Genomic DNA, 15171 nt, shown 5'->3' with positions numbered 1-15171 from the left:
TTATTCCTTGGTGTACTGGGAAAATAAAGTATTAAACTGACCCGAAAAAACGAAATAGCGTCAGTCTAGGACGAGAAAATAAAGTCTTAGACTGCCGTTTTTTTTAATGTGCTAACGTATACGTTAGCTTAATATAAGAAATAGGTTTTCTAATGCAATGGAACTTCGATTTTCCCGACCAATTCTTCTGCTTGGTTTATAAAGTATTTCATATTACCATTAACTTGAATATTTAACCCTAGCCCAACTTCACGAAGTATTTCTTGCAACTCCTCTAAATTTTCTTTATCCTCTTCGGTTAAATCAGCAAATCTATATATTTCATCATTAGGAAATTGATTTAACTTATTATACAAGTTATTCATAGTTTCCTTATCATTTTTGGAGAGATTTCCTAATTGTCCTCCAGTTTTGATACCAAGCCAAATTCCGTTCAGAACGTCTCCCAATTCAGTCGTCACTAAGTTGGGGTCTGCCCATTTTTTTTCTTTTTGTATTGCAATTGTGCCTTCTAATTCAACTAAATTATGTTGAACCTCAGCAATGAATATATGTTCCTTCACAAATTTCATCTTCATATATCCCCAAGCTACAAATGCGATTAGTAATATGTTCAACACTATTGATATATTTAATATTAACTTTTGTTTTTTGCTCAATATTCCTCCCCCTTTCCGTACTGATTTTACCATAAAATCCATAATCAATATTAAACAATTCTGCCCGTTAGCTTAATAAAATGAGCAGGCCACTACAGCGCCATTACATACGGAGCACTTTGGGTACTAATGAATTGGCTGTTTAGGCCCATTCCACAGGGTTCAATAAGTCCGATAGAATAGGATTAAGTTGAGGAACAAAGGAGAAGATTACGTTTTGAATAAGAGAAGCACACGCAGAAGCAACCTTTCCAAAGGCCGCCTGGCATCTTTAAAGCAAACAAATCTCATCATCTATCTGGCGATAGTCATCATTCTTGTTGGCATTTGCGGAGTATTGTACGGCAAATATACGAATAAAGTTGATTCTAAGCTTCCGCTTGCTGCTTCGAATACCGAGCGAGCCAGTGGGCTGAACAGAATTGGGGGGCCATCTGATTCGGATTCCCTTAATAATGGGAATAGCGGAAACGAGCTATTAGCAGATGGCCCCATCCCCGCCAGTACCCTTGACATTGAAGAGGAACAAGCGTCTACAGAGGAATACGATGATGTGACGGAAGAGCCTGCTCCTACTGCATCCAACACAACGGTCAAAGAAGGTGATAAGCCGACGGAGACTCCTAAGCCTGCACAGACAGAACAACCAACGCAAGAAAAAAAGGATTATGGCAATAAATCAACGGAAGCCCCTACTAAAATGGTGAAGCTTCCAACCACCTATGTTGTCCAAAAAGGCGATACGCTAAGATTGATATCCGAGAAGTTCTATCAATCTAAGGAGCATTATGCGCTGGTTGCAGAGTATAACCATATCGTGTTTATTAATGATATGAAAGCCGGAGATACGCTTAAGATCCCAGTATTGTCATCAACAGCCAGCTCGATAGATGGCAGTCAGCAGGGAACCAAAGACTATTCGAAAATTAACTTGCCGGCTACCTATCTGATCCAAGCAGGCGATACTCTGTCGGGAATTTCCAGAATGTTTTACAAATCGGCGGAATATGTGGATTATATTGCGAAAGAAAACAAGCTTGATAAAAATGTAGGCTTGAAAGCAGGCACCAACCTCCTTATTCCGTCCCTGAAAAATTATAAGCTGGATGAAGAAAATGGCGCAGTAGAAACTTTAACCGATTACGAGACATCCGATCATACCGTAAAGAGTGGCGAGACGCTCTACACCATCTCCAAAATCTATTACGGCTCCGACAAATATGTAATGTTCATTGCGGGTTACAATCATATTGTAAATATTGATGATGTAAAAGCCGGTACGGTGCTGAAAATTCCAAAAGCTTAGGTCAACGAAGTCTGACAGAAAAGGCTCCGCCATAGCGGAGCCTCAGATTATCGAGATGTATCATGAAAATATGCAGGTGTGTGTCTGAGATGTACTTTTTATTTAGAGCGTAAATCACTGACCATGATTTACCAGTGTATTGTGACTCCACTAATGATTTTTATGATACTTTCACCAAAAAAGGATTGGAGACAGTAGTTAAAGTATCCTGCCCGTTTTCTCGTGTTATTGCTATCATGTCCCGTTAGTAAAAAGAGCAGGCCACCGCAGCCTGCTCATCCATGTGTTATTCAACTAACGTCTGCAAAGTTAAGCGATTGAAGCAGCGAAGCGGCGCTAAGACACCCATCTTCCGTTTAGTCAGATTTGTATCGGTATCGTTACGATTCTGTTAATGCAGTTGGAATTAAATGGGGCTAATCATTTCGGATTTTATAAAGCGGATAAATTAAAGACGCAGAAAGACCGCCTAATCTGGCGGTCTTTCTGCGCATCACGCCTTATTTTTTGCTGAAATCGTAATAGAACTTTGGCCGTTCCCCGAGAAGGACCTTGTAGATATCGTAGTTCGTCTGCATGACGCCGGACAGGTAGGACTTATACGGACGGTCTGTGACGTTGAGGACGCCCGAATTATAGCGTTCCGCCCATTCGCCAATTCCTTGCCAATATCGGCCGAGAGGGGCTTGATCCACATAATTGAACAAATGGGCACCCACGACATAGCCGAGACTCGCGACTCCCTCCACGTAATTGCGGTAGCGCATGCCTCTCTGGAACTGGTTCACGGCCGCATTGGGCAGAAGAGGCTGCAGCCCCTGCTCCGCCGTGCCGTAGCCGAATTCGCTTAACAGAATCGGTCTGCCGCCCGATTTCGTATAGACGTCCTTCAGGAGATCGGCCTCGATTTTATAGGAGTAATAGTTAATGCTGATCACATCGGAATATTTTCCTTCGACCTCCGCCAACACGTCGCGGAACTTCGCATTGTGAAAGGAGGTCGTGATCCAGCGATCCCCGAGCAACAGGTGGTTCGGATCGTATTTATGGTGCAGCCGCGAAACCGTTCCATAGAACGTATCGAGGTAATACCGGAAAAACGTATCCATATCCGCCCAGGACTGCGACGTTTTCACCGGAAGCTCCGCTTCAAGCAGGTCGTTAAACGAGGTAAAGCTTGTGCCCCAGTTCCGGTTGAACATATCGATGGTCTGGTATTTATCCTTCAGCATTTTGACCAGACGGCCTTTAATGGCGGCGGAGCTGGCCTTCAGCTTCGGCACGTTTGAATAAAATTTGTGAAAATCGTATTCGTTGCCGATGAAATAGCCGATCAGCATCGGGTCGTTCTTGTTCGGCGGCAGCGCTTTGGCAAACGCCTTATCAATCTTGGCCGCGGCGTCAGGTGCGAAAATATCGAAGATCGAAATCCCGTCCAGCCTCGCTGAGTCCATGTCCAGCGGAAGCATCCGCGTGTAAGGGAATTGGTTCTCATTGCCGAATTTCTCGGGCGAAAAGCCCCCCGCGCTGTTAAAGCCCCATTTTTTCAGCCGCACGACCGCTTCCGTATAGAAGGAGCTCTCCGTCGGAAACGTTCCCGTTTTCCTGTATTTATTCGCCATATAGAACGAGAAACTGCTGTGATCGGGCGAGATGAAAGCAGGTTCGTACGTTCCCTCGTAGGGAGGGATCGATTCAAACTGCTGCTCTCGGCCCTTGACCATCGTATAGGTTTCATGGGGACTTATTCCGTTCATGCCCAGGCTGAAGAAAATGTTGCCGCTTGGCGTCTTCATCACCTTCCGGCCGCCAAGCTGCTGAATCGCGAAGTAGCCAGTGCCTTTCAGGCCGTATTTGGCCGCGCTGCCTGCCAATCCGCCGTAACGGTCCAGATCAGCCGGCGGCTTCAGGCTGCCGTAATAGGAAGCATCGGCCTGGGCATCCGCTTTGAGCTCCTGCTCGCTCGTCACCTTCTGAAAACCCGCGGCAACCATCTGACCGAACCTGTCGACCAAAATATCGCTGCTCCCGTTGAGCTTGGTTTTGCGGATGGGACTCGGTTCCAGGCCGTCTTTCACGGCATAGGTTTCGAGCACGCTGTACCCCGTAAGCTGGAACGGCCCGGTGTAGAGCTGAAACGCAGGAGCGTTGTCCTTGCGGTAATAGATTCGGGCCCCTTGGGTCGCCGAAGACAGCTCGACCTGAAGCGATTCGGCGTTTCGGACCAACTTGACGTCGACGGAAGCGGTGCTTCGATTGATCGATACCCTGGAAAGCTGTGGCGACCAGGATTTGGCGGCTCCGTGCAGCTCGATTTTCAAATAACGCATCCCTGCCGGCAGCGAAGAAGCTTCATAAGCGTACTGCTGCCAATCACCCGAAGGATTGCCGACCGGATAGGCTTTAATCGGTATTTCCTGATACGTTTTTCCGTCCGCCGAGGCGAACATCTTGCTCTTTTCCAGCTCAATTCCGGTAAAAAAGTAGCTGTAAAATAGCACAGAAGCGATATCGTATTTCGTATGGTAAACGATGCTTCCCGGCGCCGTCGACGTTCGCGCCATCCGTTTCGCATCGCTGCCGAAGTAAGCGGGACGGGTCGTAGCGATATACATATTCTCGCGGTTCGTCATCAGTTTGAAGCTTTCGAGCGGGTCGTAAAGGCCTACGGACGGCCCAGGCGGCGATACGGCCCCGACCTCATACTCGTATATGGAAACGCCGCTGACTTCCGTTTTGCCGGAAACGGGATGGTATACCGCGCACGTCTTCAACTGAAGCCCTCCTAGTACCGGAATGGGCGAAGTGTACGGCCTGCGGGTGGACGATGTCCGGGGATCGCTGCCATCCGTAGTGTAGTAGATCGTCACGCCCGGCTTTGCGGCGCTCAGTATCGCCATGCTTCCGTACGGAACGCTTCCCGAAGGCAGGCCGGATGTAACGCCGTCCGCCGGAACCGCGGCCGAAGGCAGGCTGCCGGGAACCTCTTTCATCGACAGGTCGATTAAGGCGGCTGCTTCCTCGCGGGTCATCGCGTCCTGCGGCCGGTACGACCACACGCCGGAATCCTGGGTAATGTCCGAACCGTACCAGCCGTGAGCAATAATGCCGTTGATTCCTTCTATCGCCCAGGTATCCGGCTTATCGCTGAAATTCAGCGCGCCGCCCGGAGCGAGACCCTGTTTTTTGGCATGCCGCCATACCATAACCGAGGCTTCTTCGCGTTTGACCGGCTCATTAGGTGAAAAAGTCGTATCGGAAGTGCCGTTAACGATGCCTGCCTGATAGGCGGCGCGTATGTAGGCGGCTGCCCAGTGATCCCGGATATCCGGGAAGGGCGCCAGTCCTCCTTGGTCCTTCAGCTGAAAAGCGACAGAGACAAATTTGGCAAACTGGGCACGGGTCAGCGTCTGTTTTGGACCGTAAATCCCTTCGGCGATTCCGTCCGCTATGCCAAGCGTCTTCAAGTCGCGTATATAAGCGAAATAGGGGCTTGTATCCGGCACGTCTTTAAAATCCGCCGTCGTTGCGCCGACTCCCGTGCACGGCAATGATGCGAGGGCGATAATCGCGGCTGCTGCAATCAATAATTTTCTCATCCTGGCTCCTCTCTTGCTAAATTTATCCACTTCAATTATAAAAATCGGACCTGTCCAAAGATATAAGGGGGGTGATAAAATGATAATTCACTCAGAAATCTTCCTTCAAATTCCAGCACGGTTCCCAGCCGCAAAATAAAGAGACCACCGCGGTGGTCTCCGTGAAAGCCTTCCTCCTATACAAGCGGCACCCGTAAGATCCTGCTTGTTCATACTCATACGAGATTGTTCCCTATTTCCGTACTCGCCAACTACCCTTCTCGGCCTTACATTATTGCGCGCGAACGCTTATGATTTCAAAAGGCTTAAAGCTCAGTTGCACAGCCCCATTCAGAATCTCCAGCCGCTGCAGCTCCTCCTCCAATAAATTGATGATAAACGCTTCCTTTGCATCCCCCGGCAGACGGAGCGTAACCTGCTCCCGTCCTCCAGCCGATTCATATAACCGGAAAATCATTCCCTCGCCCCGCTCGGCGGCCTTTATCGTATCCAGAATGACATGCTTGCTCTCAAACGGCACCAGCTCAAGCCGGGAAGGCAGCATGCTGCCTTGTCCTCCTAGCCGATCCGCTTCGGCGGCAGCCCCAGCCCGGCCTTCCGCCACCCGCACCGGATGGTTAAGCTCAAGCGCGCTGCGCACGACATGGCCGCTTCGCCAATCCTGCTCGTGAGGATACAGCGAATACGTAAATTCGTGTTCGCCTTGATCCGCTGTCAAATCCGGCCATCTTGGGGCACGCAGTAAAGAGAGCCTAATCGTGCTGCCTTTAATGTCGTAGCCGTATTTGCAATCATTCAGCAGGCTTACTCCGTAATTGCCCTCGGATAAATCCGCAAAGCGGTGGCCGCAGACCTCATATTGCGCCTGCTCCCAGCTCGTATTCGTATGCGTCGGCCTCTCCAGTGCGCCAAACGGAATTTCATAGGTTGCCTTGCCGGCAACAATATCGACTGGAAAAGCGACCTTCAACAGCTTATGCTCTTCCTGCCAATCGACGGTGGTTTTAAAATCGACGCGCTTCTGATCATGGTAAAAAATAATATGCTGCACGATGACGGAACGGCTCAGCTGCCACTTAAACCGCAGCACGTCCTGCGCGTTCCCTTGGACGACAGCCTCCTTGCTAAGCAGCCGGACGGAGCCTGCCCGCTGCGCTTCAAATCTGGGATCGATATCCCACGCATCCCAGGATAACGGTTTATCGAAGAAAAGCTGAAATTCATTCGCTTTCTCCCCTGCCGAAATCAGCTCGCGACCTGCAGACTTATCGTACCAGCGTATGATTTCGCCTGCTTTATTAAATTCGATAACGTAATGCGGCGTTTCCCATTTGTCGTCCAGCTTCGCCGGATAAGCCGTCCCCATCTCAGCTTGCTGTGACGCTCTCAGCCAAATGGTCGTATAGCCGAAGGCTGGAATGCTCTTCACGCTTACTGCCAAAGTCAATTTACCGGATTCAGCCCCATCCCTCATCAAATCGCTTTTCAACCGCGCGCCATCCTGATCGAATGCCGCAAAATGCCCCTGCTCTTCATTAACGCCGATATATACGATTTCATTTCTTGTCCAGCCCAGGCTGTTGAATACAAGGAATGAAATGCCTTCGCCTTGCGCAGCTGCGCTCCCTGCGAGTGCCGCCAGCGATTGCTTCAGGCAATCATTGCCAAGCTTGAACACCTGCCCGTACTCTTCCGCAGACGTAACGTACGTTTCCGGAATAGCCGTACCCGGAATAATGTCATGGAACTGGTTCAGCAAAATGAGCTTCCAGCCCTCGCGAAGCGCTGCCTGCACCTTCTCCGCCTGGCCAGCCTCGAAGACGTTCCCGGCCAAGCCGCTCCAAATTTCCGCCTCCCGGTACAGCACCTCGGCTTTCCGGTTGCTCCGCTTATTGCGCGCATGCGTCGTATAGGTGCCCCGGTGCAGCTCCAAATATAAATCGCCATGCCACTCCGGAAGTGTTTGCCGCCGCTCCCGGACACGCCCGAAAAACTCGGCCGCCGTGCTGAAATGGCTGTCAGGCAAATCGACCATCATGGCAGAGCGTTCTACAAGCTCTACCATTTCTCTTGTAACGCCGCCCCCGCCGTCGCCATGGCCGTACAGCAGCATCAGCTCATCCAGCTTGTCTTTGTGCCGGTAAGCTTGCCAATGCTCATGGATGTCCTTCGGCTTCGTATGCTCGTTCAAGCCATGATTCAAATACGATATGACAGACGAGCCGTCGATGCCTACCCAGTGGAACAAATCATAAGGAAATACATTTGTGTCATTCCAGTTCAGCTTGGTCGTCATAAAATAATCGACGCCTGCCAGCTTCAATAGCTGCGGCAGCGATGCGCAATAGCCAAACGTATCGGGCAGCCATTCGATGTTGGAGGTTTTGCCGAATTCCTCTTTATAAAAGAGCTGTCCGTACAACATTTGCCGCACAAGCGATTCCCCGCTCGGAATGTTCAAATCCGGTTCGACCCACATGCCGCCAACCAGCTCCCAGCGGCCTTCGGCAACTCTTTGCTTAATTTGCTCATAGAGCTCGGGATAATGCTCCTTTGCGAAAGCATACAGCAGCGGCTGGCTCTGCGTATAAACGAAATCCGGATATTCCTTCATCAGCGTATTCATCGTGGAAAAGGTCCTGCTCACCTTGCGGACAGTTTCCCGCACGGGCCATAGCCACGCGATGTCGATATGAGATTGCCCAATCATATGCATCGTGCCGTTCGCACCTGGCGCAGGGGCGAACGCTTTGACCAGCTTGGCAAGCCGGTTCTCCAATATGTGCAGCCAATCACCTTCTATACTCCCGATATCCAATTGCCGCTCGGTCTCATCCATCGTTTCGTACAAGGCATCCCTGATCCGCAGCCTTTTTAAATCCTGCTCTGGCAGCAGCAGCACAGATTCATAGGCCGCTTGAACACTATATAGAAGGCTTTGCAGCGGCTTATTGACCCGGACAAGCTTAATGCGGATATAGGAAATAGGCGGATTGATCGTCGCTTGCGCATTTAACGGATCGGCCGGCTCCGGAATCGGATCATACAGCTCGATTTCAATATAGGGATTAAGCCCTACGCCATCCAGATGCAGCGGAACGAAGGAGTGGTTGCGGTCTACGCCGTGATACGGAACGCCGTTTACCTTTAGCATGCCTTCGCCCCCACCTTCCACGATCAGGCCGATAGGATCAGAATGCCAAGCACAAGGAATTTCAAGCTGCTTCCGCAAAAAATAGGTTACGCCCTGCGTGCTGTTCAAAGGGTCCATCGTCTGAACGAAGTAATCCTCAGTCTCGTATTCATAGACGCCCGGTACGATATAGCGGGCTTTTCTCATTTCCCATTCGGGGAGCGGAATAGTCTCCTTCCACTGCAAGCTCTCCAGCTTCTTCAAAAAACGGTTTATTCTATGCATGTCTGCCCCTCATCCCGAACCGTTAGATTCGCGCTTATATAATCCTCGGCATTTCTTCCTACCATAATGACGAATTCCCCGGCCTCTACGACAGGCTCATAATGGTGGCCGATAAGCTGCAAATGCTCCCGCGACAACGTAAATTTAACCGTCTTTGTCTCGCCCGGTTCGATATGCACCTTGCGGAAGCCCTTCAGCTCCTTATTCGGCCGCGTTACCGAGCTGACCTTATCCGTCACATACAGCTGCACGACTTCCGAGCCTGCTGCATAACCAACATTCGTCACCTCGATTTGAACGGAGGCCTCTTCGCCCGGATCGATTTGCTGCGGAAAAACCTGCAAGCCGCCATAACGGAATTCGGTATAGCTAAGCCCGTAGCCAAAAGGATACTGCGGCTTATTGTCCATCTCCAAATACCGCTTGCCTCTGCTTCTTTTGCCGTTGTAATAGACAGGCAGCTGACCCACATGCTTCGGCACGGAAATCGTGAGACGGCCGGAAGGATTCACATCGCCGAACAAAATATCGGCAATCGCGTTGCCGCCCTCTTGCCCGGGGTACCACGCCTCGATGATCGCGTGAGCATGCTCGTCAATCCATGGCTCGACAATCGGACGACCGTTCATATAGAAGACGATGACCGGCTTTCCTAATTTATAAATTTCCTGGACGAGCTCCAGTTGAACGCCAAGCAGTTCAAGTCCTGCGCGGTCGATCCCTTCACCGCATTCCATATCGCTCCATGCGTGCCCGGTGACAACCGATGCGCCTGTCCGCAGATCAATGGCGCCTTCGCCAAAATCCCGCGCGCTTGATCCGCCGATCGCCATAATGACTACGTCCGCCTGCTCGGCGCAAGCAAGCGCTTGCCCGAAGCCTTCCCTGGAATCGCCTTTTATGCGGCAGCCTGGCGCATGCAGCACTTGCTCATCGGCACCGCTCCCCAGCTTATTGCGGATGCCGTCCAGCAGCGTAACGATCTGGCTGCGCTGCTGAGGCGAGGTGTAATCCCCTAATTGATTATACATATGGTTCGCATTTGGGCCGATTACAGCTATTTTACGTGCAGCATCCTTCTTTAACGGCAGCGTTTGCTCCGCATTTTTCAGCAGCACGATGCCCTCCTGCGCGATTTGTCTGGCGAGCCGGACATGCTTGGAGCAGCCGATCACCTCAGCCGCCTTTGCCGGATCGACGTATGGATTTTCAAACAGCCCAAGCTTAAATTTAATGCTTAATATGCGTCTGACTGCATCGTCCAGCACGCTTTCTTCAAGCAATTGGCGCTCTACTGCCGACTCCAGATGCTTGCCGAACATTTCGCCCGACATTTCCATATCGACGCCGGCTTTCAGTGCCAGCACTGCCGCATGCTCGCCGTTCTCGGCTACGTCATGCCCCCATGCCAGCATATTGATCGCGCCGCAATCCGTAATGACAAAGCCGTCAAAGCCCCACTTCTCACGCAGCAGCTCCTTTAATAAATAAGCATTCGAAGTGCATGGGATGCCGTCAATTTCATTGTAGGCGGTCATTACGGAAAGCGCTCCCGCCTCCACTCCTTTGCGGAAAGGAAGCAAATCCGATTCATGCAGCTCGCGCATGCCCATATGGACCGGGCCCGCATTGCGTCCGCCCTCGGAACTGCCATAGGCAACGAAGTGCTTAAGCGTTGCAATCACGCTGTCCTCGGCATCCAGCCGTTCTCCTTGCAGCCCTTCTACTGCCGCAACCGCCAGCTCGCCGATCAAATAAGGATCCTCGGCGAAGCATTCCTCCGTTCGGCCCCAGCGCGGATCGCGCACGACGTCGAGCACGGGCGAATAGGTAGCCGCTCCGCCTTGGCTTCTCGTCTCCAAAGCAATGGCCCGGCACATTTCGCGGTACAAATCGACGTTCCATGTGCTGCCTACGGATAACGGGACCGGAAAAACGGTCGCGCCGATCGCCATATGCCCATGCGAGCATTCCTCGCCGAACAGGATCGGAATGCCGAGCCGCGAATGCTCGATCACATAGCGCTGAATATCGTTAACCGCCCTCGCCCCTTCTTCGGGCGAGAGGCCGTTCGCAAGCGTAACCTCCGTCCAAGGATCGGCGCGAAGCACGCCGTATAGCGAACCGACGCCGCCATTTTTCACTTGCTCTTGGAACTCTTCCGATAGGGAGACTGTTCCATTTTCCTTTGTATATGTTTTCCAGCCAAACGGTTGCAGCAGCTGGCCGATTTTCTCATTCAATGACATAGCCTTCAATAAATGCTCTACACGTTCCGGGACCGGCAGCGACGAATTCTTATAGCTCATGGATGGCTCTCCTTATCATGGTCCGTATATAGCAGCAGGAAGTAAACCCGAAGGTTATACTTCCTGCCCGCTGTTAAACCGTTCTATTCTTTTTTGATCGCATTGCCGTAAATCTCAATATACTTAGCAAGGTTCAAGCCGTCGAAGCCTTTCACGTAAGCATCCCAATCCTTCTGGATGTCTTTGCTGCCGATAATGAATTGAGCCATGTTGGTTGTTACATAGTCTTGAATCGATGTCGTCAATTGCGCAGCGGCATCGGTGTCCTCCGGACGAATAAAGACGCCGGACGGGTAAATTTCTTTAGGCGAATAAGGGGCAAATGCGTTAGTAGCTTGCGCAAGCCGCGTTTCGTAACCATCAGAAGAAAGCGGGTCCTGGCCTACGGCAAACAGGTCGCGCAGCTCCTTCGACAAATCCTTCGGCCCCATCAGCGACCAGCTGTCGTTGCGGATTACATTTGGATCTGGCTCCGGCAGTCCGGCTGTAGTGTACTTGGCAGGCTTTCCGTCAATATTTTTCTCGATTGTCTCAGCTAATTTCCAGCCTTTTCCTTCCTCCGTTCCCCATTCGCTAAGCAGCGCGCCTTCCTCGCTGAATGCATAATCGGCAATTTTGATTGCGGCAATTTGCTGTGCCTCGGACGCCTTGTTCGTGATCGCGAACTGAAACTCACTGATCCCTTGCGAAGCTCCGGCCAGCTGTACGCCTTCCGGTCCTTTAAGCGGCGGAACAATAGTCCAGTGCTTATGTCTGGTTTTCTTCTTATCATACGGATCAACGAGGTAGCTGAGAAGCGCTGTCGTAATCGAACCAACAAGCTCATCGCCCTCGCGATTGCCGAGCTGACCGATCGCTTGGTCATTTTGCGTAAATGAAGCCGAATCGATCAAGCCTTCCTTATAAAGCTTGTTCATAAAGATGAGGCCCTGCTTCCAGCCCTCCTGATTAGCGACAAAGTCAACCTTGCCATCGTTCAAAATCAAATATTTGCTGTTATCGTTATAAATAAACGAGTTCATTAAGTATGCATCGATGTTTCCGTTCCATACGTTTTTGTTCGGAGCGCCTGTGAGCGGAATTTCATCGGCTTTGCCGTTTCCGTTCGGGTCTTTTTCCTTGAACGCCTTCAATACGGTATACAGCTCATCCGTCGTTGTTGGCACCGGCAGGCCCACCTTATCCAGCCATTCCTGGTTCATCCAAAACTTTTGCGAAAATGTACAGTGGTAGCATTCATTCAAACGCGGAATCGCGTAAATTTTACCGTCAGTCGCCGTCATCGCATCTTTGAAATACGGTTTTTTCTCCATCATCGCTTTGATGTTCGGCGCATATTTTTCAATCAAATCATCTAGCGGAAGAAACACGCCTTGCTTGCTGTAGGTCAGCACATCCGTGTGCGAGAATTTACCCTCCAGAAATACTTCCGGATAGTCGCCGCTTGCCAGCAGCAATTGACGGCGGTCCGTCAGCGCGTCCGCAGGAGCGAGATCCCATTTTATTTTGACATTGAATTTTTCCTCTACGTGCTTCGTATAGCTGTTGTCTTCCAAGGGGGCTTTGCCTTGCGGAGCAAAAAATGTCATCGTAACCGGTCCCGCTTCTTCGGTTGTATTTTTCTCCCCGGCGTTCGTATTTGTACGGTTACCCTCGCTGCTTTTACCGCAAGCAGACAATACCAATGTAAGGCTTATGACGAGTGCAAGCATGCTGAAAAATGTTTTTTTCAATTGGACCCCTCCTAAATGGTAGTTAAACAAACATCGCTTCCTGCTTAAAAAGCCTACCCGCGCGCTTCAGGCTCGCCGCATCACCTCCCTTAGTATAAATGAAAATCCCCCTAACCTTTCAATGACCCGATCATGACACCTTTCACGAAATGCTTCTGCACGAACGGATACATAATAAGCACCGGCACCGAAGCGACGACGATCAATGCATATTTCAGCGCCTGCTCGAACCCTTGCTCCCGCATCTTCTGTGCGGTGTTCGCGAGCATTTCCGGATCTGACGCATTTAGAATAAGCAGGTTTCGCAGCACGTATTGAAGCGGGAACAGATTCTCCGATCTTAAATAAATGAGAGCGTCAAAGTATGCGTTCCAGTGGCCCACCGCATACATGAGGGTCATGACGGCGAGAATCGGCTTTGACAATGGCAGCACGATGCTGAGCAGGTACCTTGTATCTCTGCAGCCGTCGATTTGCGCCGCTTCAGACAATTCGCTTGGAATGGAAGATTGAAAAAATGTCCGCGCCACGATCACCTGAAATACCGAGAAAGCTCCCGGCAGCCACATCGCCCAGCGTGTGTCCAGCATGTCCAAATCTTTCACGAGAAGATAGGTAGGAATGAGCCCGCCGCTGAAAAACATCGTAATCATCATGAGAATCATGACAAGATTACGGCCGTAAAAGCTTTTGACCGATAACGGATAAGCAAGCAGCACGGTGAATATTAAATTGATCAACGTACCGAAAACAGTGTATATGACGGTGTTGTAGTATCCGTACATAAGCTGCGAGCTGTTAAAGATCGATTTGTACGCTTTTAGGCTGAACTCCACGGGCAGCAGCCATACTTGCCCCGATACGACAGCTCTAGGCGAGCTTAAAGAAGAACTGACAATATAGAGGAGCGGGTACAGAACGGCCAGCATAAGCAGAGTCAAAAAGATATAAATGCCCAGCAAAAACAGCCGGTCGCCAAACGGTTCCTTAATTTTTTTTGCCGCTATCATGTTTATCATTCCTCCCCTACCATAAACTTGTTTCCGAAATTTTCTTCGCGAAGAAATTAACCGTCAATAGCAAAACCAAATTGATGACGGAGTTGAACAAGCCGACCGCCGATGAGAAGCTGAAATTCGCGCCGACGAGACCCACTTTGTACACATAAGTGGATATAACCTCGGAGGAGCTTAAATTGAGCGGATTTTGCATCAAATATATTTTCTCAAAGCCGACGCCCATGATGCTTCCCAAGCTTAGAATCAGCATGATAACTACGATCGGGAGAAGCGACGGTAGATCGATATGAATAATCTTCTTCCATCTGGAAGCGCCGTCTACTCTGGCAGCCTCGTACAGCGAAGGATCGACGCCGGCGAGCGCCGCAATATATATAATGGAAGCATAGCCCATTTCCTGCCAAACGCCGGACCATACATAAATGGATTTGAAAAATTCCGGGACACCCATGAAGTTGGTCATTTCCCAGCCAAAGAAAGAAAAAATTCTGTCGATGACGCCGACATGCGGCGTAAGCATCAGCATAATGATCGAAACCATCACGACGGTAGAAATAAAATGCGGCGCATAAGTGACCATTTGCACCGATTTTTTAAATTTGCCCGTTCGCACTTCATTCAAAGCAAGAGCAAGCAGGATCGGAATCGGAAAGCCTGCAAGCAGCGAATAGAAGCTGACTCCCAGCGTGTTCTTAATAATCAGCCAAAAGTTTGGAGAAGTAAAAAACGTTTCAAAGTGCTTAAGCCCGGCCCACTTGCTGCCCCAAATGCCCTGCACGACATTAAAATCTTTAAAAGCGATCTGCACGCCGATCATCGGCACATATTTGAAAACAATTAAATAGAGGACTGGCAGAAGAACCAAAAAGTACAATTCCCAGTGTCTCGTTATTTTTTTCCACGTCGTAAGCTTACTTTTGAATGGTAGGTCGTGAAGCTCCTTCTTCTCTAACGCGTTCACCTGTGCATGATTCATTCGCAGCTCTCCTTTGCAGCAATTTAACGAAGCTCGTAATGCATGATCCGGTTGTGTCCTGCCCATAACCCGATTCTAGCCCGTTTACGAAAACTTCATCAATTCGTAAGATTCCTGCACCTCACCTTTTTCTAAATAGGCGCAAAACGCAG

At 50.2% G+C, this 15171-nt stretch carries 8 protein-coding genes; 1 reads left to right on the top strand and 7 read right to left on the bottom strand.

Translation table 11 applies throughout. From position 1 onward, the window contains the following. Positions 1-149: 149 nt before the first annotated feature. A complete protein-coding gene (locus ASG81_RS23705) occupies positions 150-659 on the bottom strand; it encodes a hypothetical protein (RefSeq protein WP_056640148.1) in 510 nt (169 codons plus the stop codon). Positions 660-876: 217 nt separating this feature from the next. Between ASG81_RS23705 and ASG81_RS23700 the strand changes: the two genes are divergently transcribed. Then, complete coding sequence (locus ASG81_RS23700) at positions 877-1965, top strand: LysM peptidoglycan-binding domain-containing protein (RefSeq protein WP_056640145.1); 1089 nt, start codon at positions 877-879, stop codon at positions 1963-1965. Between the two features lie 500 nt (positions 1966-2465). Here the strand turns inward: ASG81_RS23700 and ASG81_RS23695 are convergent, their stop codons facing one another. From ASG81_RS23695 to ASG81_RS23670, 6 genes are all read right to left on the bottom strand, one after another. Continuing rightward, positions 2466-5564, bottom strand: coding sequence for an S-layer homology domain-containing protein (locus ASG81_RS23695; protein WP_056640142.1), 3099 nt, complete (start codon positions 5562-5564; stop codon positions 2466-2468). Between the two features lie 271 nt (positions 5565-5835). Next, positions 5836-8982, bottom strand: coding sequence for an alpha-mannosidase (locus tag ASG81_RS23690; protein WP_056640138.1), 3147 nt, complete (start codon positions 8980-8982; stop codon positions 5836-5838). Then, positions 8970-11291 (bottom strand): glycoside hydrolase family 3 N-terminal domain-containing protein, encoded by a 2322-nt coding sequence (locus tag ASG81_RS23685; RefSeq protein WP_056640135.1) that lies wholly within the window; start codon positions 11289-11291, stop codon positions 8970-8972. Before ASG81_RS23685 ends, ASG81_RS23690 begins: the two co-directional genes overlap by 13 nt. A gap of 83 nt (positions 11292-11374) precedes the next feature. Beyond that, positions 11375-13024 carry an ABC transporter substrate-binding protein gene (locus ASG81_RS23680; RefSeq protein WP_327205188.1) on the bottom strand — a complete coding sequence of 550 codons (1650 nt, stop codon included), beginning with the start codon at positions 13022-13024 and terminating at the stop codon, positions 11375-11377. A gap of 110 nt (positions 13025-13134) precedes the next feature. Then, positions 13135-14034: a carbohydrate ABC transporter permease gene (locus ASG81_RS23675; RefSeq protein ID WP_056640132.1), complete on the bottom strand. Its 900-nt coding sequence runs from the start codon at positions 14032-14034 to the stop codon at positions 13135-13137. 16 nt (positions 14035-14050) lie between these two features. Further along, positions 14051-15019 carry an ABC transporter permease gene (locus tag ASG81_RS23670; RefSeq protein ID WP_056640129.1) on the bottom strand — a complete coding sequence of 323 codons (969 nt, stop codon included), beginning with the start codon at positions 15017-15019 and terminating at the stop codon, positions 14051-14053. Positions 15020-15171: the final 152 nt, after the last annotated feature.

The organism is Paenibacillus sp. Soil522, from assembly GCF_001428245.1.
Taxonomy (GTDB): domain Bacteria; phylum Bacillota; class Bacilli; order Paenibacillales; family Paenibacillaceae; genus Pristimantibacillus.
This window is presented reverse-complemented; position numbering and strand designations above follow the sequence as displayed.

Excerpts from the sequence above, each read along its gene's own strand:
- ASG81_RS23695 (WP_056640142.1), bottom strand. The coding sequence starts at position 5,564 with ATGAGAAAATTATTGATTGCAGCAGCCGCGATTATCGCCCTCGCATCA.
- ASG81_RS23690 (WP_056640138.1), bottom strand. The coding sequence starts at position 8,982 with ATGCATAGAATAAACCGTTTTTTGAAGAAGCTGGAGAGCTTGCAGTGG.
- ASG81_RS23685 (WP_056640135.1), bottom strand. The coding sequence starts at position 11,291 with ATGAGCTATAAGAATTCGTCGCTGCCGGTCCCGGAACGTGTAGAGCAT.
- ASG81_RS23675 (WP_056640132.1), bottom strand. The coding sequence starts at position 14,034 with ATGATAGCGGCAAAAAAAATTAAGGAACCGTTTGGCGACCGGCTGTTT.
- ASG81_RS23670 (WP_056640129.1), bottom strand. The coding sequence starts at position 15,019 with ATGAATCATGCACAGGTGAACGCGTTAGAGAAGAAGGAGCTTCACGAC.